The organism is Sinimarinibacterium thermocellulolyticum (genome assembly GCF_040327995.1).
Classification (GTDB): Bacteria; Pseudomonadota; Gammaproteobacteria; order Nevskiales; family Nevskiaceae; genus Solimonas; species Solimonas thermocellulolyticum.
This window is the reverse complement of record NZ_JBEPIJ010000003.1, coordinates 190,266-211,363: the sequence shown is the minus strand read 5'-3', so window position 1 is coordinate 211,363 and position 21,098 is coordinate 190,266. Positions and strand designations below refer to the sequence as shown.

The window sequence follows — 21,098 nt, the reverse complement described above, 5'->3', positions numbered from 1 at the left end:
CGTCAAAGGCGAAAGCCGAGCGGCGCGAGAATCGCGCGCGCACCGGCGTCGAGCAAACGCTGGGCAAGCTGCTCGCCGAGCGCAGCCGCGTCGTTGCGCGCCCCTTCGATCTGGTCGCGCAGTAGAACCGAGCCGTCCGGCGCGCCGACCAGACCGACGAGGCGCAACCGGTCGCCTTGGACGACGGCGTGCCCGGCGACCGGCACCTGACAGGCGCCACCGAGCCGCGCGTTCATCGCGCGTTCGGCGGCGAGCCGATGCTGCGAACGCGCATCATGCAGCGGCGCGAGCAGCGCGCGCGTATGCGCATCGTCTGCGCGACACTCGATGCCGATGATGCCCTGACCGATCGCCGGCACGAAGCGCTCGACCGGGAAACGCTCGCGGATACGTCCGGCCAGCCCCAGCCGCACCAACCCGGCGGCGGCGAGCAAAATCGCGTCATACTGGCCTTCGTCGAGCTTGCGCAGGCGCGTGCCGACATTGCCGCGCAGCTCGGTCACGCGCAGGTCCGGCCGCAGATGTCGAAGCTGCGCCTGCCGACGCAGGCTCGAGGTGCCGACGTGCGCACCCTGCGGCAGCGCGTCGAACGCGGCGTACGCATTGGAGACGAAGGCATCGCGCGGGTCTTCGCCATGCAGGAAGGCGGCGAGCATCAGGCCATCGGGCTGCTGCACCGGGACGTCCTTCATCGAATGCACGGCGATGTCGGCGCGCCGGTCCAGCAACGCCTGCTCCAATTCTTTGACGAACAAGCCCTTGCCGCCGATCGTGGCCAACGAGCTGCCGAGCAGCCGATCGCCCTGTGTGGTCATCGGCACCAGCTCGACGGCGAGGCCCGCGTGGGCCTGCTGCAGCCGTTCGCGCACGTGATGGGCCTGCCAGAGCGCCAACGGAGATTCGCGCGTGGCGATGCGAAGCTTCATGCGAGGAGGGTCTTTCGGGCGCTGGATCGCCCCGCATTGTCACACGAGCCCGGCAACGACGCTCAGGTTTCCGTGAGGAAGCGCCGCACCTCGGCAAGCCGGCGCCGCGACACCGGCAACGGGTCGGCGACGTGCTTGAGCTTGAGCCAGTGATGCGGATCGCCGTGGCGATCGCGTTCGAGCCCGGCGATGTAGCGCGTGTTGACCAGCGCCTTGCGGTGCACGCGCAGGAACAGCGGCGCGAAGTCGATCTCCAGCGTCTTGAGCGATTCCTCGATCAGCACCTCGCCGTGCAGGTGATACACCGTGGTGTACTTCTGGTCCGCAAGAAAGTAGAGGATCTCGTCGAACGGCACGCGCACCAGGCCGTCGCGCGTCGTCGCGAGCACGAACTCCCGCTTGGGTTTGCCGTCGCCGGCTGCCGAAGTGCCCTGCGGCTTTTGCGCGCGAGTTGGCTTGCGCACGCGCTGCAACGCGTCACGCAGCTTTTCCAGACGGATGGGTTTGAGCAGATAACCCTGCGCGCTGGCATCGAAGGCCGAAAGCGCGTGCTCGGAGTAGGCGGTGGTGAAGATCACCGCCGGCGGCACGTCCATTTCGGCGAGCTGGCGTCCGACCTGCAAGCCGTCGATCCCGCCCATGCGGATGTCGAGCAGCACGAGATCCGGCTCCTCGTCGTCGATCACGTCCAGTGCGGTCTCGCCGTCACCGGCCTCGCCGACGACCTCGTAGCCCGGGAATTCCTGAAGCAGGCGTCGCAGGCGTTCACGCGCCAGCGGTTCATCGTCCACGATCACGACGCGCATCTTCACTCCCCTCTTGCCTGATCGACCTCGACGACACCATCACGACCTTCGCGCCGTGGCTGCGCCGGCAGGACCAGCCGCGCGCGAAACACGCCGCCCTCGAGTCGCAGATCGCGGCCCATTTCCAGGCGCGCCCCCTCACCGTAAATCAGGTTCAGCCGCTGGGCAATATTGTCGATGGCGATGCGGTTGCCGCTGCTCGGCGCGCCGTCGCCACCGGCCATCGGGTTGGTCACCTCGATGATCAAGCGCCCGAAGATCTCGCGCGCGGCGATGCGGATCACGCCGCCGCCGGCGAGCCGCGAGACACCGTGATGCACGGCGTTCTCGATCAGCGGCTGCACGACCAGTTTCGGCACTTTCCAGTTCAGCAGCTCCTCAGGGACGTCCCATTCGACCTTGAGCTTGTCGCCCAGGCGCAGCTTTTCGATGCGCAGGTACGCATGGCACAGGCCGATCTCTTCGACCAGCGGCGCGACCTGACCGCGCTTTTCAAGGCTCGCGCGGAATAGATCCGACAAGTCCTCGACCATCATCTCGGCTTCGTTGGGGCGGACCTGGATCAACGCGGCAAGGCTGTTCAGAGCGTTGAACAGAAAATGTGGGCGGATGCGCGCGTTGAGCGCCTGGTAGCGCGCCTCACCCTCGGCCTGCACCTGCATGGTCCACTGGTTACGCACCCAAAAGTAGCGCAGCAGAAGCGCTGCGACGATCGCTGCGATGCCGGTGTGGCGCAGAACGAATTCGAGCCGCGACTGCGCCGGCGCGACGAATGCCCAGTCCAGCGCATGGGTGATGCGATAGGCCAGATCGGCGATCAGCATCACGATCACCACCAACATGCCCCAGCAGAGGAAGAACACGACGCCGGCGCGCGCAACACCGATCCAGCGCCGCGCCCAGCACATCGCCGCCGCCGAGCACAGGCTGATCCACTGTAGATAGATCGAGATCAGCAGCAGTTTCTCGACGCCGGCGCGACCGGCGGCGCCGCTGCCGAGCGTCAGCACGATGGCGACCAGCTCCATCGTGAACGCCAGCGTCAGCACGCTGCGCAGCGAGCAGAAGTCGGGAAATAGATCGAGCGCCTGCGCTGTGGAAGGTCGGATGCGTTGCACGCGGCGATCGTGGTCGGTCGGTGGACTCGCTGCAAGATTCGCAGGGGCAGGCCGCGCCGGCAAGCGCGCCCGTGGTCTGGCCGGCAGCACCCGGCGCCTATAATTCCCTGCCCCAGTCCGCCCGTACCATCATGTCAAGCACCTCCAAGCACAACTCCGGCCAGAAGCTCTGGGGAGGACGTTTCGCCGAATCGACCTCCACCCTGGTAGAGCGCTTCTCCGAGTCGGTGAGCTTCGACACGCGCCTGTACCGCCAGGACATCCGCGGTTCGCAGGCGCATGCGCGCATGCTCGGCAAGGTGGGCGTGCTGAGTTCCGCGGACGTCGAGGCGATCGTCGCCGGTCTCGACGGCATCTTGAAAGACATCGACGCCGGCCGCTTCGAGTGGAAGATGGAACTCGAAGACGTGCACATGAACATCGAGGCCGAGCTCACCGCGCGCATTGGCGATGCCGGCAAGCGCCTGCACACGGGCCGCTCGCGCAACGATCAGATCGCGACCGACCTGCGGTTGTACGTGCGCGACGTCATCGACGAGCTGGTGCCGCTGATCGACCGTGTCGCCGCCGGCCTGCTCGACCTCGCCGAGCGCGAGGCCGACACGGTGATGCCGGGTTTCACCCATCTGCAGATCGCCCAGCCGGTCAGCTTCGGCCATCACGTGCTGGCATGGCGCGAGCAGATCCTGCGCGACCGCGCGCGGCTGCTGGATTGCCGCAAGCGCATGAACCTGTTGCCGCTCGGCGCCGCCGCGCTCGCCGGCACGGTGTACCCGATCGATCGTCACTTCGTCGCCGAACAGCTCGGCTTCGACGGCGTGACCGAGAATTCGCTCGACACCGTGTCCGATCGCGACTTCGCGATCGAGTTCTGCTTCGCAGCCAGTCTGATCCTCGTGCACCTGTCGCGCTGGAGCGAGGAGCTGATCCTGTGGTCGACGCCGATGTTCGGCTTCGTCGAGCTGCCCGACCGCTTCTGCACCGGCAGTTCGATCATGCCGCAGAAGAAGAATCCGGACGTGCCGGAACTGGTGCGCGGCAAGACCGGGCGCGTCATCGGCAACCTCAATGCGCTGCTGGTGCTGATGAAGGGCCAGCCGCTGGCCTACAACCGCGACAACCAGGAAGACAAGCCGCCGCTGTTCGACACGGTGGACACGGTGACGATGTGCCTTCAGGTCTACGCCGAGATGATTCCGGCCATCGCGGTCAAGCGCGACAACTGCCGCGCCGCCGCCGTCAAAGGCTTTTCGACCGCCACCGACCTGGCGGACTACCTGGTCCGAAAAGGCCTGCCATTTCGCGACGCGCACCATGCCGTCGGCAGCGCCGTCGCCTACGCGGCGAAGAAGGGCTGCGATCTCGCCGAGCTGTCGCTGGACGAGCTCAAGGGCTTTTCGTCGTTGATCGAAGGCGACGTCTACGCCTGCATCACGCTCGAAGGTTCGCTCAAGGCACGCGATCACTACGGCGCGACGGCGCCGGTGCAGGTGCGCGCCGCGATCGCGCGGGCGAGGGCGTCCGGAGCTTCATAGCGTGTCCATCAGGCTTTCGAACGGGTGCCGGCTTTTCCAGCGGTAACTGCCAAAGTCGCGTCGATCGGTGGTGAGGATACGGCCGTGCCCGAGGTACTCCGCCAGCAGCACGAGTGAGGCGTCGGCGTAGTCCATCGGCAGTTCGCGGTACTTGTGCATCAGTCGCGCGATCTGCGCAAGATCGTCGACGCGCAGATCCATGATCTCGACCGGCCCGTCGCGCAGGGCCTCGATGAATTGCAGCATCACGCCGGCGTGTTCGCGGCGGTGCAGCAGATGGCAGGCTTCCGCGATCACGACGTGCGTGGTGATGAAACCCTCGGCGTCGTAGCGCTCGGCGGCGTCGAGCGCGGCCTGATGATGCCGGTCGCGCCGGTTGTAGAGCGCGACCCAGAAGCCGGTGTCAGCGATGACCATGCTTGGTGTCGATCGCTTGCCGTACTCCGCTCTTGTAATCGACCGAGGCATCCGGCCCGAGGTCCACGGCACCGATCACGCCGTGTTTTTGCAGGGCTTGTATCAGCGTGAGCCGGCCGCGCCGCGGCTGTCGCGCGAAATGCCCGGTCAGCGCCTGCTCGATGACTTCGGTCACGGTCAGCCCGGTTGCGCGGCGCTCCGCATCGAGTTGTCGTGCAAGCTCCGGCTTGAGTCGCACGGTCACGCGCTCGGGCGGTCGATCCTGTGCGTCATATCGCGCTTTGCGTTCGGCGGTCTTCATCTGGCGCCTATCTGTCTGACGTTGTCAGACGATACACGAAGGCCAGGCTCGATTGCCAGTGGACAACTGGTCTGATAAGTTGACCACATGAGTAGATACACCTTCTCCGCGGTCCGCAAGGCGTCGCTGTCCGACGCGGTGTATCGCCAGATCGCGCACAAGATCCTGCACGGCGAGCTCGCGGCCGGTGCGCCGTTACCCGCCGAGCGCGAGTTGTCCGCGGCGCTGGGTGTGAACCGCGGCGCGGTGCGCGAGGCGATCAAGCGCCTGCAACAGGCCGGGCTGGTCGCCGTGCGTCAGGGCGGCAACAGCGTGGTGCTCGATTATCTGAACGAGGGGGGACTCGAATTGCTGCCGAACCTCTTGGTCCATGCCGACGGCCGCCTCAACGCCCCAGTGGTGCGGTCGATCATGGCGATGCGTTCGGCGCTGGCGCCGGACATCGCTGCCGCGGCCGCGAAGCGGGGCGGCGCACGGCTCGCCGATGAGCTCGACGCGATCCTCGCGCACATGCGCGAGCGCGCGGATGAGCTGAGCGCGCTGCAGGCGCTCGCGCTGGAATTCTGGAAAAAGCTGGTCGAGCACGGCGGCAACATCGCCTTTCGGTTGGCGTTCAACTCGATGACCAAGACCTATCGGGCGGTCTGGGACACGCTGACCGTGGCGCTCGAAGCCGAGTTTCGCGATACCGAGAACCTGTCGGCGATCGCGCGGGCCGTGCGCGGCGGCGACGAACCGGCCGCCCGCAGCGCCGGCCGGCGTCATGTGGAGATAGGCCGGCTCGCACTGGAACGCGCGCTCGACGCCGTCGAGGCGCAAGGAGGCCGAGTGTGAACGCGCAGATCGACGACGCGCGCATGATTCCGGCGAGCGAGACGGCGACGCGCAACCCGATGCGGCCGCCGGATGGTCTTCCGCGCGATGCGCGCACCGCGCTGCGCGTGTTCTGGACGCACCCCAGCAGCCTGCTGATCGCCACCTTCGTGCTGCTGTTCGGCGGCTGGCGTTTCGCGCTCGGCGGGCTGTCGTGGATCGACGCGCTGATCGCACTCGTGATCCTCGCCTACTTCCCGGTCAACGAGTGGCTGATTCACGTCTTCATGTTGCACTTCAAGCCGCGCAGACTGTTCGGCCGCACGATCGACTTCTACCTGCCCAAGACCCACCGCCGTCACCACGCAGATCCGTGGAACCTGAAGTGGGTGTTCATCCCGCGGCACGTGCACGTTCTCGTGGTCCCGACGATTGGGCTGTTGCTGTGGGCGCTATGGCCATGGAAGGCCTGGGTGCTGACGGCGGTCACCGTGTACCTGCTGCTCGGGCTGCACTACGAGTGGGTACACTTTCTCGCCCACATTCCGTGGTGCCCGGCCAATCGCTATTACCAACGCCGCGTGCGCGAGCACCGCTACCACCACTTCCGCAACGAGAACTACTGGTGGGGGGTGTCCATGGGCCTGGGCGACCGCCTGTTCGGCACGGCGCCCAAGGTCGAGGACGTGCGCCGTTCCGGGACGACACATTCCGTCGGCACGCGCTGAAGACTTGCGGCAAGGCGAGGCGCGCTCATCGGCGCCTGGAGGGACCCCGGCAGCGTGTCGAGCGCGCGAGCGGCCAGACGATGGCCACCAGGCTGCTTGCCAACATCGCCGTCGCCACCAGATCCCAGCCGCCGTCGTGCCACAGCGCCGTGAAGAGCCCGAAAAGGCTGCCGAGAAACACCGCGACGGGCCAGCCCCAGATCGCGATGGGACGACGCACGGCGCGCTTCATGGGGCTTGCATGGATGACCACGCCGCAGCGTATCCGACACGCCCGGAACGACGGCGCCGCAGCCACAGCCAAAGTCCGCTGACGAGCACGGCGATGGTGACGAGATCGAGCAGGGCCCAGAGGATCTTCAATCCCAGGCCGCCGTAGTCGCCGAAGTGCAGTGGCCGCGACAGCGACAGCGCTTTCACATAGGCCGGCATCTCGCGCAGACCCACCACGACACCGCTGGCAGCGTCGACCAGCACCGGTGTGATCAGGTGTTCGGTGAACGGGGTCTTGCCGTGCAGGAAGATCGCATAGTGGCCGGGCGTGGAGAACCGGCTGCCGGGAAAGGCCACGAACTGAAGCTGCCGGTCCGGCGCCGCGGCCACGGCCTGGGCCACGGCGGCGTCGAACGAGGCGCGCGGGTGCGCCCTCTCGCGACCGCCGTGTTCGGCGATCAGATCGCCGAGTTCTCGCGTGCGCCAGGCCTCGATGATCACCGGCTCCAGCGCATTGATGGCTCCCGTGACCGCGACCAAGAGCGCCCAGGCCACCGTGGTCACGCCGAGCAGATTGTGCAGATCCAGCCACCACAGCCGCGGCGCGGCGCCGCGCCGCAGGGTGCCGAAATCCAGACGCCGCATGAATGGCCCGTAGAGCACGACGCCGGAGACGACGGCGACGACGAACATCAGCCCCATCGCAGCCAGCAGCAACATGCCCGGCAGACCCAGGAACAGATCGGTGTGCAGTTGCAAGAGCACATGCATGAGGGTTTCGCCGACCGCGGCCGGCGGCACCCGCTCACCGCTGGTCAGATCGAAAGACGCGAAGTGCATCGCTCCGGCCGGCGCATCGGCCGTCGGACCGCTGGTGACGTTGACCACGGGTCGGTCGACGTCGAAGCTCATGAAGATCGGCACCTCGCCCGGACGCCGCTCAAGCGCGATCGCCAGGACGGCGTCCAGCGACAGATGCGGCCCGTCGGGATGAGCCGGCTGCCAGGTCGGCGGATTGAGTGCGTCCTCGATCTCATCGTGGAAGATCAGCGGCAGGCCGGTGATGCACAACATCAGCATGAACAGCGTGCACAACAGGCTCGAAACCGTGTGCACCGCCTGCCAGCGCCGCAGCGTGCGCGCGCGCATTCAGAATCCGAGGCTGGCCGAGGCGATCAGCGTACGCGCAGCGCCCAGGATCAGATAATTCGAGCCGGGGAATCCGCCGCTGGACGCCCAGTAGTCTTCGTCCGTGAGGTTCTCGACGCGGGCGCGCAGGGTCAGCTCGCGCGCGTCGGCCAGCGCCCAGCGATACCGCAGCCCCGCGTCCCAGCGCGTCCACGCATCGATCCGCCGCGTGTTGGCGGTGTCGATGAATTGCTCGTCGGTGTGGATGATGCGCCCTTCCAGCGTCAGTCCGGCGAGCGCGATCACGTCCCACTCTACATTGACATTGGCTTGCCAGCGCGGCACGCCGATGGCCTGATTGCCTTGATCGATCCCATCCTGCGTGCGCACGAGCTCGGCATCGAGCCAGGTCAGCCCGCCCAAAAGGCGCAGCGTGGGCAGCGGCTGACCGTAGACGGTCAGTTCGATCCCGGTGTTGCGCTGCTCACCGCCGTCGGTGAACCGCTGGTTCTCGACGATGCCGAAGGGTCGGCCGATCCGAAACACCGATGCGGTGAAACCCGTGTCGACCGATTGGTACTTGGTGCCGAGCTCGATCTGGCGGCTCTTGTACGGCGCCAGCGATTCCCCGGCATTCTCCACGGGCTGATCGTTGAACGAGGCCGGCGCAGTCTGACCCGGCTGCAGACTCTCCGCGTAATTGGCATAGACGGAGAGCTGCGGCGTCGCCCGAAAGACCAAGCCCGCGGCCGGTGTCCACGCATCGTCGCGGTAGCGGGCGGTCTGCGCACCGGTATTGGCGTCGAAGCTACGGGTCTCGATCGTTTGGTGGCGCAGCCCGAAGGTGGTGCGCAGACGCCCGTCCCACCAGACCACGGTATCGGCGAGCGCGACGCTGGCCAGATCGGCGTCCTCGGTCTGGCGAGGATCGTCCAGATCCCCACCGATGAAGGCATCGGCCGGCGGCGGTTCCACGGCGGTGGGCGCAGCGAGCGTGCCCGCATCGAAGCCACCGAAATCGCTGAACGCGAACGCATTGCGGCTGCGCTGCCGCACATGGCTATAGGACAGGGCGGCGAGATGGCGGACGCTGCCGCTGGCCAACACCGAGCGCACACCAGCGTCGAGCGACAGGATGTTGTCCTCGCGCGCATTGTCGAAGCGCACGGCGCGCAAGTTGCCCTCGGCGTCGCTGGTCGGATTGGCGAGCACATTGGCCTCCTCGCCCTGCCGCCCACCAAAGCCGAGCCAGGCCGACAGACTCTGGTTCAGATCGAGCTCACCGCGCAGCACGCCGAACAGCTGTCGATCGTCGGCGTAGGTCCACGGCTGGGCGAAGTTGGCGTCGGCTGCTGGCGGTGGCGGCGCTGCCGCCGTCGGACGCACCTGCGGGCGCGGCTGATCCAGGCGATGGTCTTGGAAACCGAGATCCGCCGATACGCGCAGATGTTCTCCGGCGTAGTCCGTGCCCAGGGCGGCGACCCTGAGTGCACGCGTCTCATCCTCGACGGTGGTCTCGCCGTCGCGAACGACGGTGTTGACACGCAGTCCCCAGCGTCGGTCCGACCCGAGGCGCTCACCCCAATCGAACTGCCCATAACCCAGTTGGCTGCCTTCGATCCCCGCGGTGAAGCGGCGCACACCTTCCTCCGGCGCGCGCTTGGGTACCAGATTCACCGTACCGCCGATCGCGCTGGCGCCGGGCGCGGCGCCGTTGATGAAGGTATTGGCGCCGCGGAACACTTCGACCCGCTCCATCAGCTCCGCGGCGACGAACTGGCGCGGCAGGATGCCGTAGACGCCGTTGAGGGTCAGATCGTCCGAGAACACCGGGAAACCGCGAATGACGTAGAGCTCCTGGAAATTGCCGAAGCCCTTGGCCAGACGCACCGTTGGATCGTTCTGCAAGACATCCCCGATGCCGTCGGCCTGCTGCTGATGGATCAGCTCGGCGGTATACGCCTGCGCCGAGAACGGCGAGAACAGATCATCGAGGTTGCCGAGCAACCCGGCACGCGCCCCGCGCGCGACCTGGCCGCCGGCATAGACCTCGCTCAACTCGACCTGCGACGCCCCTTCGACGGTGAGCGGCGCAAGCTCGGTCGGCGCGGCCGCCTCACCCAGCGCCAGAACGGGGAATACGGCGGCGACGACGCCGGCGACGACATGACGCGACATGTGATGCGCTCCCTGAAAGCAAGGGCGCTCATTATGAATAGAAATACAAATGAAAACTACTCTCAAATATTGCGCCGAGGCCCCAGTCATGGGCCGACATTGCCGCGCGCCGCGCCTCAGCCCCGCGTGTGCCGGCGCCGCCGGCGCAACGAAGCGTCGGCGGGGCGTTCGACCACCCTCGGTGACCTTCCGTTCGGCCCCGCGCTCAGGATCCGGAACGCGCGCCGATCGGGCGACGCATCGGACTCGATGCAAAACGATCAGGGCAAGCAAACACCTGGAATCGGCTGACAGGGCGGGTTGTTCTCCACTAGTTCGTCGCGCGCGAACTCCCCGGCCTCATCGCTGTGATCGCCGCCGCCCGCGAGCAGTGCGGCCACTGCCAGACCCGAGACGACGAGCCCGGCGTAAAGCCAGGCCGAATAGCCCTCATCTTCATCTTCGGTCGCGGGCGCACCGGTGCGGGCGGCCGATCCGAGCGCGTCTGCGTCTGCGCCGCCACCCAAACGCAGGATCGGCCGCTGCGGCACCTGGTCGGCGCCCTGGCCGGCGAGGCGGACGCCGTGCCATGCGCTCAGGTAGAGCGCGGGTCGCGGAGCGCCCCACTCAAGGCCCACGGCGAGGCCGATGTTCCCATCCAAGGGCGGCTCGGCATGCGCACCCGCGCCCAGCGACAGCAGCATGACTGCGCTGGCGATGCGCGCGCTGCGCAGTCGCATGCGCCCTATGGCCCTGCCATCGAAGGCGCGGCGAAGCCCTCGGCGGGAGCCTTAACCGTCGCCACGGCTGCTGCCACTGCTCTGGCTTTCGAAGCGATTCTTGGCGATCAACACGATCGCCGCGAGCCCACCGAGCACCAGAACCGCACCAACCGCGGCACCACTGCCCCTGCTTTTCTGGTCAGCCGTCAACACCCCCCCAGCCTCGACCGCGCCATCGATATCTGCTGCACTCGTCACCGGCAGCGACCATAGCGGTACGTAGGCCGTATGAAAGCCCGCGCCTGCGGGCGCGCCCAGCGTGCCGTGCACCCCGTCGCGCACATCGGTCAGATGCAAACCGGCGCCCAGTCGCAGCGCGACCGGCCGTTTATCTCCCCAGGACCAGTGGACGCCGAGCGCTGGAGTGATGGTCTCCTGCGCCCAGGCCGATGGAGTACTGGTCTGTAGCAACACCGCGGCCGCGCACAAAGCCGCAGAGAATCGTCGGATCGAGGTCATCGTTCTGCTTGCCGGTGCGCAGGCGGGTGCACGAGCGCAGTCCGTCCTCGTGAAAATCGATCCAACATTGTCAAACCTGCCTTTGATCACTGCCTATCGTGGCAGCTGCGCACGCTATTGCCCCCCCTTCCGTCAATAGTTGAGACGGCGCGTCTGCAGGCACAAGTGCGAACAAGTTCGCAGGGGTTCCGCGAACGATTCGAGGAGGGTCGCCAACGCCAGGAGGTTGCCTCCAATGGCATGTCCGTTTCGCTCGAGGGCAGGCCTGAGCACGGTGAGTCCGTGGAAGCTCTGGTGATACCATCGCAGCGTGCAGGTCGTCGTCGACACCAAGGTGTTCGGGGGTGCCTCGGCATGGACGCGTCAACTGCGGTCGTGGAGGCGTGCATCCGCGGCAACTGCGTGCGGTTGATGGAAACGGCCTTGTTTGCCGAGTATGAGGACGTCCTTGGCCGCGTCCGGCTTTTCCGCACGTGTCGGTCATCGCCTGCGGAACGCGAGGCGCTGGGGGATATCTTTGTCGCAGGCTGTCACTGGACCTGAGATCTCTTTCGGCTGGCGTCCGAGTCCGGACGATGAGCCGACGACCACCTGATCGAGCTTGCCGTCGCTGGCAATGCGAGTCTCATCCTCACGCGCAATCTGCGGGACTTGCACCGATTGGAATTGCGTTTGCCTGAGTTGCCGGCAGTGACGCCGGAACGGTTTCCAAGGAGAGCAAAGTCATGTGCGCCCTGACCATTCGCATGGCCGACGAGCAGTGTCAGCGCTTGAAGGCGCTCTCGTGGCGGCGCCGGATCAACATCAATCCGCTGATCGACGAGATGACGACGCCGATGCTTGCCCAGTTCGATGCAGAAGCCCGGTTTGTGTCGCGCGCCGAGCGCAGCGCTTTGCTGGCCGAGCGCTGGATCGCGTTGCCGGACCTGGCAAGGCTTGCGGCACGCACGCGCACAGGCGCGAGGAGGGGCAGGTGATCGTCTTCGTCACCGGCGCCAGCGCCGGCTTCGGCGCCGCCATCGCGCGCCGCTTTGCGGCCGATGGTGCGCGCGTCATCGTCAGTGGTCGCCGTGGCGAGCGGCTGGGCCAACTCGTTGGCGAGCTGGGGGCGAATGCCCTGCCGCTGGCGTTCGACGTGCGCGACCGTGGAGCGGTCGAACGCGCCATTGCGAGCTTGCCGTCCGAATTCGCGGCCGTCGACGTGTTGGTCAACAACGCCGGTCTCGCGCTGGGTTTGGAGCCGGCGCACAAGGCGCAGCTCGACGACTGGGAGCGGATGGTCGACACCAACGTCAAGGGACTGATGATGATGACGCGCGCGCTGCTGCCGGGCATGGTCGAGCGCGGGCGCGGGCACGTCATCAACATCGGCTCGATCGCGGGCGAGTGGCCCTACCCCGGTGGCAACGTCTACGGCGCGACCAAGGCCTTCGTGCGCCAGTTCTCGCTGAACCTGCGCGCGGATCTGCTCGGCACGGGTGTGCGCGTGACCGACATCGAGCCGGGCCTGGCCGGCGGCACCGAGTTTTCGACCGTGCGCTTTCACGGCGATGCGACGCGCGCACGGCAGGTCTACGAGAACACCGAGCCGCTGACGCCCGAGGACGTGGCCGATGCCGTGCACTGGGTCGCGACGCGACCGGCGCACGTGAACGTGAACACTCTCTCCTTGATGCCGACCTGTCAGGCGTTCGCGCCGCTCGCGGTTCACCGCGCCTGAGCGCCTGCGCGCCGGCGCCGATACGCGCCGGGCTGTACCCCGGTCCAGAGCTTGAACGCCCGGTGAAAGGCGCTCGCCTCGGCGAAGCCGACGGCGCGCGCGATCTCGGGGATCGGACGCGTGCCCTCGCTCAGTAGCGCGATCGCCAGATCGCGGCGCAAGGCGTCCTTGATCGCACGAAAGCTCGACCCCTCGCGTTCCAGCGCGCGGCGCAGCGCCGAAGGCGTGCTGTCGAGCCGCCGCGCCAGCGCGTCGAAACCCGGCCAGCGATCCGGCGCGGTGTCGCGCAGCGCCCGGCGTACACGCGCGGTCCAACTCTCGGCGCTTTTGTACTTGAGCACGATGGTGTATGGCGCGGCGCGTAAAAAGGCGGTCGCGCTGCGCTGGGTCTGGCGCACCGGCACGGCGAGCAGCGCGGCGTCGAAGACGATGCGCGTGCACGGCTGCTCGAACGCGAGCTGCGGCGAGTACATGACCCGGTACTCGGCCCAGTGCGGCGGCGCCGGGTAGGCAAACTCGGCGCGCTGGATGGGGATGCGGCGGCCGGCGAGCCAGCACATCAGCCCGTGCGCCATCACCAAGAGGGTCTCGTGCGCGAAGGGCACGATCGGCTTGCCGGCGGCGCGTGGGGTGGGCCGCAGGCGCAGCTCGGCCTGCGTGCCGTCCTGCCCCAGCTCCAGCTCTAGCGCGGTGTCGTCGAGGATGATGCCGAATAGTCGCACCATGCGCCGCACGGCCTCCGCCAGCGTGCGCGCCCCGACACAGCCGTAGGTGATCGCGGCGAAGCTGCCGACCTTCATGCGCCGCGAGTCCAGCCCGAACAACTCGTCGTCGAGCAGTGCGGCGACCGCGAGCCACAACGCGCTGAAGCACTGCGCCGGCACGCGCGACTGCGGCGAGCCGAGCAAGCCCTCGGGGATGCCCGCCGCCTGGAGCAGCGCGGCGACGTCGTGCCCCCGGCGCCGCACGGGCCGCAGCGCCTCGACGACGAAGCTGATCGAGACGCTGTCTTTTTCCATCGAGCGCACATCGGGCATGACTGGCGGATTTTCGCATCTGCGCTGCCAGTTTCCGACATCGTGCGCATGCGCACGGCTGGCTAAACTTTGGCCTCACCGACCCGCCAGCGCGGCTGTGCGCCAAGGGAACATTGCCATGACCGATCTGTCCGTCGCCAAACAGCTCAAGCCCTACAAGGCCAAGCACAAGGTCCGCTTCGTCACCGCCACCGCGCTGTTCGACGGCCATGATGCCTCGATCAACATCATGCGCCGCATCCTGCAGTCCAGCGGCGCCGAGGTGATCCATCTCGGCCACAACCGCTCCGCCGGCGAGATCGTCAAGGCCGCGCTCGAAGAGGACGTGCATGGCGTCGCCATCACCTCTTACCAGGGCGGCCACGTCGAGTTCTTCAAGTACATCGTCGATCTGTTGCGCAGCCAGGGCGGCGAACACATCCGTGTTTTCGGCGGCGGCGGCGGCGTCATCGTGCCGCCCGAGATCCGGGAGCTCATGGACTACGGCGTCACGCGCATCTACTCGCCGGAGGATGGTGCGCGCCTGGGCCTGCAGGGCATGATCGACGACGTCATCCAGAGCAGCGACCGCGACCTGACGGCACTGGCGCCGAAACCCGCGGACGCGCTCGCGGCGCTGGAGTCCGGCGACCGCCGGGCGCTCGCCCGCGTGATCACCGCGCTGGAGAACGGCGCCTATGACGAGGCGACGCGCGGCGCGATTCGCGCGGCCGCGGAACACACCAAGACTCCGGTGCTGGGCATCACCGGCACCGGCGGCGCCGGCAAGTCTTCGCTGACCGACGAGCTGGTGTTGCGCCTGCGTCTGGACCAGCGCGATCAGCTCCGCATCGCGATCGTCTCGATCGATCCATCGCGCAAGCGCACCGGCGGCGCGCTGCTCGGCGATCGCATCCGCATGAACGCGATCGACACCCCGCAGGTGTACATGCGCTCGCTGGCGACGCGCGACACCGGCAGCGAGATTTCCGCCGCGCTGCCGGACGTGATCGCCGCGTGCAAGGTCTCGGGCTTCGATCTGGTCATCGTCGAGACCTCGGGCATCGGTCAGGGCGATGCGGCGATCGTGCCGCACGTCGATCTTTCGCTGTACGTGATGACGCCGGAATTCGGCGCAGCCAGCCAGCTCGAAAAGATCGACATGCTCGACTTCGCCGACTTCGTCGCGATCAACAAGTTCGACCGCAAGGGCGCCGAGGACGCCTTGCGCGACGTGCGCAAGCAGGTCCAGCGCAACCGCGAGAAGTTCTCGCAGCCGTTGGATGCCATGCCGGTGTTCGGCACACAGGCGGCGCGCTTCAATGACGACGGCGTCACGGCGTTGTACCAGGCGATGCTGCCGGCGTTACAGGCCAAGGGCCTCAGAACACAGCCCGGCGCATTGCCGAAAGTGAGCGTGAAGGCCTCGTCACAGCGCCGCGCCGTGGTACCGGCCGAGCGTGTGCGCTATCTCGCCGAGATCGCCGATACCGTGCGCGATTACCACCGCACCGTGCAGCAGCAGGTGCGTATCGCCCGCGAACGCCAATCGCTCAAGATCGCGAAAGCCCTGTTCGAAGCCGCCGGCCAGCCGGTCGCCGGCTTCGATCAGATGATCTCATCCAAGGACGGCGATCTGCTGCCGGGTGCGCGCAAGCTGCTGGAGCAATGGCCGACACTGCGTGAGCAATACGCCCGCGACGAGTACGTGGTGCGCATCCGCGACAAGGAAATCCGCACCAAGCTCACGCACGAGTCGCTCTCCGGCACCCGGATCCGTAAGGTCGCGCTGCCCACCTACGAAGACGACGGCGAAATCCTGCGCTTTTTGATGAAGGAGAACGTGCCCGGCTCGTTCCCGTTCACCGCCGGCGTGTTCGCGTTCAAGCGCGAGGGCGAGGATCCGACGCGCATGTTCGCCGGCGAGGGGGACGCCGTGCGCACCAACCGCCGCTTCAAGAAGCTGTCGGAGGGCATGCCGGCGCACCGCCTGTCCACCGCCTTCGACTCGGTGACGCTGTACGGCTGGGATCCGGACCTGCGTCCGGACATCTACGGCAAGGTCGGCAATTCGGGCGTGTCGATCTGCACGCTCGACGACATGAAGTTGCTGTACGCGGGCTTCGATCTGTGCGCGCCGACGACCTCGGTGTCGATGACGATCAACGGCCCGGCGCCGATCATCCTCGCGATGTTCATGAACACCGCGATCGACCAGCAGCTCGACAAGTTCCGTGAACAGAATGGCCGCGAGCCGACCGACGACGAGATCCAGAAGATCCGCGCCTGGACGCTGTCGGTGGTACGCGGCACGGTGCAGGCCGACATCCTCAAGGAAGACCAGGGCCAGAACACCTGCATCTTCAGCACCGAGTTCGCGCTCAAGATGATGGGCGACATCCAGGAGTACTTCGTCCACCACAAGGTGCAAAACTTCTACTCGGTGTCGATCTCCGGCTACCACATCGCCGAGGCCGGCGCGAACCCGATCAGCCAGCTCGCATTCACGCTCGCCAACGGTTTCACTTACGTGGAGTCGTATCTGGCGCGCGGCATGCACGTGGACGACTTCGCACCGAACCTCTCGTTCTTCTTTTCCAACGGCATGGACCCCGAGTACTCGGTGATCGGCCGTGTCGCCCGTCGCATCTGGGCGGTGGCGATGAAGCACAAATACGGCGCCAACGAGCGCTCGCAAAAGCTCAAATACCACGTGCAGACCTCGGGCCGCTCCCTGCACGCGCAGGAGATGGCGTTCAACGACATCCGCACCACGCTGCAGGCGCTGATCGCGATCTACGACAACTGCAACTCCCTGCACACCAACGCCTACGACGAGGCGATCACGACACCCACCGAGGAGTCGGTGCGCCGTGCGATGGCGATCCAGCTCATCATCAACCGCGAGTGGGGCCTGGCCAAGAACGAGAACCCGAACCAGGGCAGTTTCATCATCGACGAACTGACCGACCTCGTGGAAGAAGCGGTGCTCAAGGAGTTCGAGGCCATCGCCAGCCGCGGCGGCGTGCTCGGCGCGATGGAAACCGGCTACCAGCGCGGCAAGATCCAGGAAGAATCGCTCTACTACGAGCAAAAGAAGCACGACGGCTCGCTGCCGATCATCGGCGTCAACACCTTCCGCAATCCGCATGGCGATGCGATCCCCGAGCAGATCGAGCTCGCGCGCTCCACCGAGGAGGAAAAGCAGTCGCAACTGCGCCGCCTCGCCGAATTCAAGCAACGCAACGCCGAAGTCGCGCCGGCGATGCTCGAACGTTTGCGCCGCACGGTGATCGAAGACGGCAACACCTTCGAGGTGCTGATGGACGCCGTGCGCGTGTGCTCGCTGGGCCAGATCACCCAGACGCTGTTCGAGGTCGGAGGACGCTACCGGCGGAACATGTGAGCGGCGCGCACGATCACCGGATCCCGCGAAGTCCCCGTCGTCGGCGATACCACGCGCACGACGGCGTAGGTCCGCTGGAGAGGCTCGTCGCGGCGCCCTTCGAGCGCGTCTGATCGCAACGCCGTGGTGCGCGTCCGCCGCCTCGCGCCGACCGTGAACTGGACGATCTACCTCGACAGCGTGCGCTCGTATCTCGAAGACGACGACTGGCGCACAACGCTGCCTTCGCTGGCGGTGCCGATGACGGTGCTGATCGGCAACGACTCGATCATGCATCCAGCCGAGAGCCAGCGCATGATCCGCGATCTGGTGCCGCATGCGCGCATCGTCGACATCCCCGACTGCGGCCACGCGATCCCGTTCGAGGCTCCGCGCGTGTTCCGGCGAGAGCTGGCGCGGTTCCTTGCGTGCCAGCGTTTGTTATTATTTATATAATAACGATACGACTTCCGCACTTTAGGCACTTCGTGCCGCCAACCATTCCGCCGCCAGCGTCCACGTCGTCGCCGGCGCGCGCGAACCACCGAACACACCGGCATGACCGCCGGGCGCGATCTCGAAGGTCTTGTCGCGGCTGGCGACGATGTCGAGCACCTTGCGGGCGGCCTCGACGCTGACGATTTTGTCGCCGCTACCGGCGATCGCGAGCAGGGCGCAGTCGATGCGGTCCAAACGCACGCGTTGGTCGCGATTCAGGCTGAGCTTGCCGCGGGCGAGCTGGTTGCCGATGCCGACCTTGAGCACGAAGTCCTGGACGATGCCGCCCGGATAGTCGTGCATGCGATTGAACCAGGCCGCCATGGTCTGGTACTCGGTCACGTAGTCGCGGTCCCAGAGGTTCATCAGCAGATCGAGATAGCTCTGCAGCGCACCCAGCGGATTGGTCAGCTTGAACAACGCCGAACTGACCCAGCCCGGCACCCGCAGCCAGCGCGGATCGACCGGCAGACCGTGGAACGGGAGCTTGCGCACCGCCGGCACCGCGCGCTGCAGCGCGCGCAGCGGCGCGTTCATCATTTGCAGCAGCGAACCGGCGACGCCGATCTGGTGGCTGTCGATCGGGCTGGCGACGGTGACGATGTTGCGGATCTTGGGATCGTGCGACCAGCCGGCGTAGATCAGGCAGAACAGACCGCCCATGCAGTAGCCGAGCAGGCTCAGATCACGCTCGCCACTGTCGGCTCGGATCGCGGCCAGCGCCTCGGGCAGCATGCGCGTGGTGTAGTGCGCAAGGCCCAGATGATGGTGATCGGCCTGCGGATCGCCCCAATCGATCAGGTACACCCGATAGCCGTAGGACAGCAGGAAGCGGACCAGGCTGCGGTTGGGCAAAAGATCGAAGTTCAGACTGGTGGCCGCGAGCGGCGGCACCAGCACGACGGGGGTGCGGTGCGTCTCGCGCGCCACCGGCCGCGTCTGCGCGCCGACCGCGATCTCGTGCTCGACCAGCGGTGGATAACGGCGCACGCTCATCAGGCCGTCGCCGTGAATCGTCTCGAACGGCGTCAGCCCGGAAACGATGAAGCTCTCGGCATTGCGACGCCGCTCGATCGCATTCGACACCCAGTGCAGGCCGCGCTCACCGAGCAGGGAGACCTGGCGCAGCGCCTCGTCGCGCAACGACATCTCAGGCGCTCAGATAGGTGTAGCCGCTCAAGCCCGCTTCCAGCTCACGCAACAGGGCCTGCGCCTCGTCGGCGGGCAGCCCGGCGCGATCGAGCTTGGCACGATACGCGGCGCTGAGCTTCTCGGGTTCCAGATGCACGTAGCGCAACAGCTCGGAGGTCGAATCCCCGTGCTCCGCGCCTTCGAGCGTCCAGCCGCCGGCGTCGTCCAACACCACGTTGACGGCATTGGTGTCGCCGAACAGGTTGTGCATGTCGCCGAGAATCTCCTGATAGGCGCCGACCATGAACAGGCCGATCAGGTAGGGCTCGCCGGGCCGCAAGGCGTGCAGCGCCAGCGTCGGCATCAACCCTTCGCGGTCGACGTAGTGATCGAGCCGGCCATCGGAGTCGCAGGTCAGGTCGCACAGGCGCACGCGCAGATCCGGCCGCTCGTCGAGGCGATGGATCGGCATGATCGGGAACACCTGGTCGATGGCCCAGGCGTCCGGCACCGACTGGAACACCGAGAAATTGCAGAAGTACTTGGCGGCGAGCTTCTCGCGCAGCTCGTCGATCGCTTCGCGATGCGCGCGGATGCCCGGGTCGAGCTTCGGCAGCACCGCACGCGCCAGCGCGTAGTAGGCGCGCTCGGCCCAGGCGCGCTGCGGCAGGCTGAGCAGGCCCATCGTGTACTGGGCCTGCGCATCGCCGAAGAACTGCGCGGCGTCGTGCAGGGTCTCGATCGGCCCCTGGGCGTCGATCTGCTCGAACAGCGCGTGTAGCTCATGCAGCACCGTAGGCGCGTCCTCATCCGGCGCATCGAGCCGCGCCGACGGCAGCTCGTCGCGGTCGATGACATCGGCGATCAGCACCGCATGATGCGCGGTGAGTGCGCGTCCGGATTCGGAAATCACGTCCGGTTGCGGTTCGCCGGCCTCGTTGCACGCCTCCTGCAAGGTGCGCAGGATGTTGCGTGCGTACTCGCGCAGCGAGTAGTTCATCGAGCAGAACGAGCGCGAACGCGTGCCCTCGTAGTCGACGCCGAGGCCGCCGCCGACGTCGACCACGTCCACCGGTGCGCCGAGCCGGCGCAGCTCGACGTAGTAACGCGCCGCCTCGCGCAGACCCTTGGCGACGTCCTGCACGTTGGCCACCTGCGAGCCCAGATGGAAGTGCACCATCCGCACCGCATCGAGCCGGCCGGCGGCGCGCAGCATCTCCACCGCTTCGAGGATCTGCGGCGAGGTCAGGCCGAACTTGGCCTTCTCGCCGCCGGTGTTCTGCTGGGTGCTGGTGAAGTTCGCCGAAAGACGCACGCGCAGACCGATCAGCGGATCGACCTTCAGCGCCCTGGCCTCGTCGATCACCAGCGGCAGCTCGGACAGCTTCTCGACGACGATGTAGACCTCGTGGCCCAACTTCTGGCCGATCAGCGCGCGACGAATGTAGGCGCGGTCCTTGTAGCCGTTGCAGACGACGACGCTGCCGGGGCGGGCGAGGCCGAGCACCGCGGCGAGTTCAGGCTTCGACCCAGCTTCGAGGCCGACGCGCTCGCCACCGTGGCGCACGATCTGCTCGACCACGTCGCCCTGTTGGTTGACCTTGATCGGATAGACCGCGGTATAGCGTCCCGCGTAGCCGAGTTCGGCGATGACCTCGGCGAAGGCGCCGGTCAGCGCATCGATGCGGTCGTGCAGGATCCCGGCGAAGCGCACCAGCACCGGCAGTTCGAGGCCTTCGCGCCGCAGCCGCTGCGCCAACTCGTAGAGGTCGATCCCAAGCTCGGGCCGCGCCGGATGCGGCCGCACGACGACACGCCCCTGCGTCGATACGTCGAAGTAGCCCTCGCCCCACTGCGGCATGTTGTACAACTCGCGCGCCTGCGCGGCGTTCCAGCCGGGATTCGTCACGTCGGATTCACTTGCATGAGAAGGCGAGCGCTTATACTCGCGCCGCGATTTTAGAG

At 66.9% G+C, this 21,098-nt stretch carries 20 protein-coding genes; 7 read left to right on the top strand and 13 right to left on the bottom strand.

Annotated elements, in window-relative coordinates:
* Positions 1-2 precede the first annotated feature (2 nt).
* From hemC to ABSH63_RS04185, 3 genes are all read right to left on the bottom strand, one after another.
* Positions 3-926: a hydroxymethylbilane synthase gene (hemC, locus tag ABSH63_RS04195; RefSeq protein ID WP_352887709.1), complete on the bottom strand. Its 924-nt coding sequence runs from the start codon at positions 924-926 to the stop codon at positions 3-5.
* Between the two features lie 62 nt (positions 927-988).
* Positions 989-1,732, bottom strand: a complete 744-nt coding sequence (locus ABSH63_RS04190) for a LytR/AlgR family response regulator transcription factor (protein WP_352887707.1) — start codon at positions 1,730-1,732, stop codon at positions 989-991.
* Positions 1,733-1,734: 2 nt separating this feature from the next.
* Positions 1,735-2,850 carry a sensor histidine kinase gene (locus ABSH63_RS04185; RefSeq protein ID WP_352887706.1) on the bottom strand — a complete coding sequence of 372 codons (1,116 nt, stop codon included), beginning with the start codon at positions 2,848-2,850 and terminating at the stop codon, positions 1,735-1,737.
* 131 nt (positions 2,851-2,981) lie between these two features.
* Here ABSH63_RS04185 and argH point away from each other — a divergent pair, with 131 nt between their 5' ends.
* A complete protein-coding gene (argH, locus tag ABSH63_RS04180; RefSeq protein WP_352887704.1) occupies positions 2,982-4,385 on the top strand; it encodes an argininosuccinate lyase in 1,404 nt (467 codons plus the stop codon).
* Here the strand turns inward: argH and ABSH63_RS04175 are convergent.
* Both ABSH63_RS04175 and ABSH63_RS04170 read right to left on the bottom strand, forming a co-directional pair.
* Entirely contained in the window at positions 4,380-4,802 is a 423-nt protein-coding gene (locus tag ABSH63_RS04175) for a type II toxin-antitoxin system VapC family toxin (RefSeq protein ID WP_352887702.1), read from the bottom strand. The two genes, argH and ABSH63_RS04175, sit on opposite strands and share 6 nt — an antisense overlap.
* On the bottom strand, positions 4,789-5,103 hold the full coding sequence (locus ABSH63_RS04170) for a ribbon-helix-helix domain-containing protein (protein ID WP_352887700.1): 315 nt from the start codon (positions 5,101-5,103) through the stop codon (positions 4,789-4,791). The genes ABSH63_RS04175 and ABSH63_RS04170 overlap by 14 nt, the downstream gene beginning before the upstream one ends.
* A gap of 87 nt (positions 5,104-5,190) precedes the next feature.
* Between ABSH63_RS04170 and ABSH63_RS04165 the strand changes: the two genes are divergently transcribed.
* Both ABSH63_RS04165 and ABSH63_RS04160 read left to right on the top strand, forming a co-directional pair.
* The gene (locus ABSH63_RS04165) at positions 5,191-5,937 is read left to right on the top strand and encodes a FadR/GntR family transcriptional regulator (protein WP_352887698.1); all 747 of its coding nucleotides are present in this window, start codon (positions 5,191-5,193) and stop codon (positions 5,935-5,937) included.
* Positions 5,934-6,644, top strand: a complete 711-nt coding sequence (locus ABSH63_RS04160; protein WP_352887697.1) for a sterol desaturase family protein — start codon at positions 5,934-5,936, stop codon at positions 6,642-6,644. The genes ABSH63_RS04165 and ABSH63_RS04160 overlap by 4 nt, the downstream gene beginning before the upstream one ends.
* A gap of 25 nt (positions 6,645-6,669) precedes the next feature.
* Here ABSH63_RS04160 and ABSH63_RS04155 read toward each other — a convergent pair whose 3' ends face one another.
* The 5 genes from ABSH63_RS04155 to ABSH63_RS04135 all read right to left on the bottom strand — a co-directional run bounded on the left by ABSH63_RS04155 (position 6,670) and on the right by ABSH63_RS04135 (position 11,383).
* Positions 6,670-6,876: a hypothetical protein gene (locus ABSH63_RS04155; protein WP_352887695.1), complete on the bottom strand. Its 207-nt coding sequence runs from the start codon at positions 6,874-6,876 to the stop codon at positions 6,670-6,672.
* A complete protein-coding gene (locus tag ABSH63_RS04150) occupies positions 6,873-8,006 on the bottom strand; it encodes a PepSY-associated TM helix domain-containing protein (protein ID WP_352887694.1) in 1,134 nt (377 codons plus the stop codon). Before ABSH63_RS04150 ends, ABSH63_RS04155 begins: the two co-directional genes overlap by 4 nt.
* Positions 8,007-10,163 (bottom strand): TonB-dependent receptor, encoded by a 2,157-nt coding sequence (locus ABSH63_RS04145; protein ID WP_352887693.1) that lies wholly within the window; start codon positions 10,161-10,163, stop codon positions 8,007-8,009.
* A 260-nt stretch (positions 10,164-10,423) separates the two neighbouring features.
* Complete coding sequence (locus ABSH63_RS04140; protein ID WP_352887691.1) at positions 10,424-10,846, bottom strand: hypothetical protein; 423 nt, start codon at positions 10,844-10,846, stop codon at positions 10,424-10,426.
* A gap of 87 nt (positions 10,847-10,933) precedes the next feature.
* Positions 10,934-11,383, bottom strand: a complete 450-nt coding sequence (locus ABSH63_RS04135) for a hypothetical protein (protein WP_352887688.1) — start codon at positions 11,381-11,383, stop codon at positions 10,934-10,936.
* Between the two features lie 725 nt (positions 11,384-12,108).
* Here ABSH63_RS04135 and ABSH63_RS04130 point away from each other — a divergent pair.
* A complete protein-coding gene (locus ABSH63_RS04130; protein ID WP_352887687.1) occupies positions 12,109-12,360 on the top strand; it encodes a toxin-antitoxin system HicB family antitoxin in 252 nt (83 codons plus the stop codon).
* On the top strand, positions 12,357-13,103 hold the full coding sequence (locus ABSH63_RS04125) for an SDR family NAD(P)-dependent oxidoreductase (RefSeq protein WP_352887686.1): 747 nt from the start codon (positions 12,357-12,359) through the stop codon (positions 13,101-13,103). The genes ABSH63_RS04130 and ABSH63_RS04125 overlap by 4 nt, the downstream gene beginning before the upstream one ends.
* Here the strand turns inward: ABSH63_RS04125 and ABSH63_RS04120 are convergent.
* Positions 13,091-14,140 (bottom strand): AraC family transcriptional regulator, encoded by a 1,050-nt coding sequence (locus tag ABSH63_RS04120; protein ID WP_352887684.1) that lies wholly within the window; start codon positions 14,138-14,140, stop codon positions 13,091-13,093. The two genes, ABSH63_RS04125 and ABSH63_RS04120, sit on opposite strands and share 13 nt — an antisense overlap.
* A 118-nt stretch (positions 14,141-14,258) precedes the next feature.
* Here ABSH63_RS04120 and icmF point away from each other — a divergent pair, with 118 nt between their 5' ends.
* Both icmF and ABSH63_RS04110 read left to right on the top strand, forming a co-directional pair.
* Complete coding sequence (gene icmF, locus ABSH63_RS04115; protein ID WP_352887683.1) at positions 14,259-17,525, top strand: fused isobutyryl-CoA mutase/GTPase IcmF; 3,267 nt, start codon at positions 14,259-14,261, stop codon at positions 17,523-17,525.
* A 153-nt stretch (positions 17,526-17,678) separates the two neighbouring features.
* Positions 17,679-17,960, top strand: a complete 282-nt coding sequence (locus ABSH63_RS04110) for an alpha/beta fold hydrolase (RefSeq protein WP_352887682.1) — start codon at positions 17,679-17,681, stop codon at positions 17,958-17,960.
* 21 nt (positions 17,961-17,981) lie between these two features.
* Here ABSH63_RS04110 and ABSH63_RS04105 read toward each other — a convergent pair whose 3' ends face one another.
* Entirely contained in the window at positions 17,982-19,151 is a 1,170-nt protein-coding gene (locus tag ABSH63_RS04105) for an alpha/beta fold hydrolase (RefSeq protein WP_352887681.1), read from the bottom strand.
* A 1-nt stretch (position 19,152) separates the two neighbouring features.
* Positions 19,153-21,042 (bottom strand): biosynthetic arginine decarboxylase, encoded by a 1,890-nt coding sequence (gene speA, locus ABSH63_RS04100; protein ID WP_352887679.1) that lies wholly within the window; start codon positions 21,040-21,042, stop codon positions 19,153-19,155.
* Positions 21,043-21,098 lie beyond the last annotated feature (56 nt).

Bases quoted from the DNA above. Each gene is read 5' to 3' on its own strand.
- hemC (WP_352887709.1), bottom strand. From the start codon at position 926: ATGAAGCTTCGCATCGCCACGCGCGAATCTCCGTTGGCGCTCTGGCAG.
- ABSH63_RS04190 (WP_352887707.1), bottom strand. From the start codon at position 1,732: ATGCGCGTCGTGATCGTGGACGATGAACCGCTGGCGCGTGAACGCCTG.
- ABSH63_RS04130 (WP_352887687.1), top strand. From the start codon at position 12,109: ATGTGCGCCCTGACCATTCGCATGGCCGACGAGCAGTGTCAGCGCTTG.
- ABSH63_RS04145 (WP_352887693.1), bottom strand. From the start codon at position 10,163: ATGTCGCGTCATGTCGTCGCCGGCGTCGTCGCCGCCGTATTCCCCGTT.
- icmF (WP_352887683.1), top strand. From the start codon at position 14,259: ATGACCGATCTGTCCGTCGCCAAACAGCTCAAGCCCTACAAGGCCAAG.
- ABSH63_RS04155 (WP_352887695.1), bottom strand. From the start codon at position 6,876: ATGAAGCGCGCCGTGCGTCGTCCCATCGCGATCTGGGGCTGGCCCGTC.
- ABSH63_RS04105 (WP_352887681.1), bottom strand. From the start codon at position 19,151: ATGTCGTTGCGCGACGAGGCGCTGCGCCAGGTCTCCCTGCTCGGTGAG.
- ABSH63_RS04140 (WP_352887691.1), bottom strand. From the start codon at position 10,846: ATGCTGCTGTCGCTGGGCGCGGGTGCGCATGCCGAGCCGCCCTTGGAT.
- ABSH63_RS04175 (WP_352887702.1), bottom strand. From the start codon at position 4,802: ATGGTCATCGCTGACACCGGCTTCTGGGTCGCGCTCTACAACCGGCGC.
- ABSH63_RS04120 (WP_352887684.1), bottom strand. From the start codon at position 14,140: ATGCCCGATGTGCGCTCGATGGAAAAAGACAGCGTCTCGATCAGCTTC.
- ABSH63_RS04150 (WP_352887694.1), bottom strand. From the start codon at position 8,006: ATGCGCGCGCGCACGCTGCGGCGCTGGCAGGCGGTGCACACGGTTTCG.
- argH (WP_352887704.1), top strand. From the start codon at position 2,982: ATGTCAAGCACCTCCAAGCACAACTCCGGCCAGAAGCTCTGGGGAGGA.
- ABSH63_RS04165 (WP_352887698.1), top strand. From the start codon at position 5,191: ATGAGTAGATACACCTTCTCCGCGGTCCGCAAGGCGTCGCTGTCCGAC.
- ABSH63_RS04170 (WP_352887700.1), bottom strand. From the start codon at position 5,103: ATGAAGACCGCCGAACGCAAAGCGCGATATGACGCACAGGATCGACCG.
- ABSH63_RS04135 (WP_352887688.1), bottom strand. From the start codon at position 11,383: ATGACCTCGATCCGACGATTCTCTGCGGCTTTGTGCGCGGCCGCGGTG.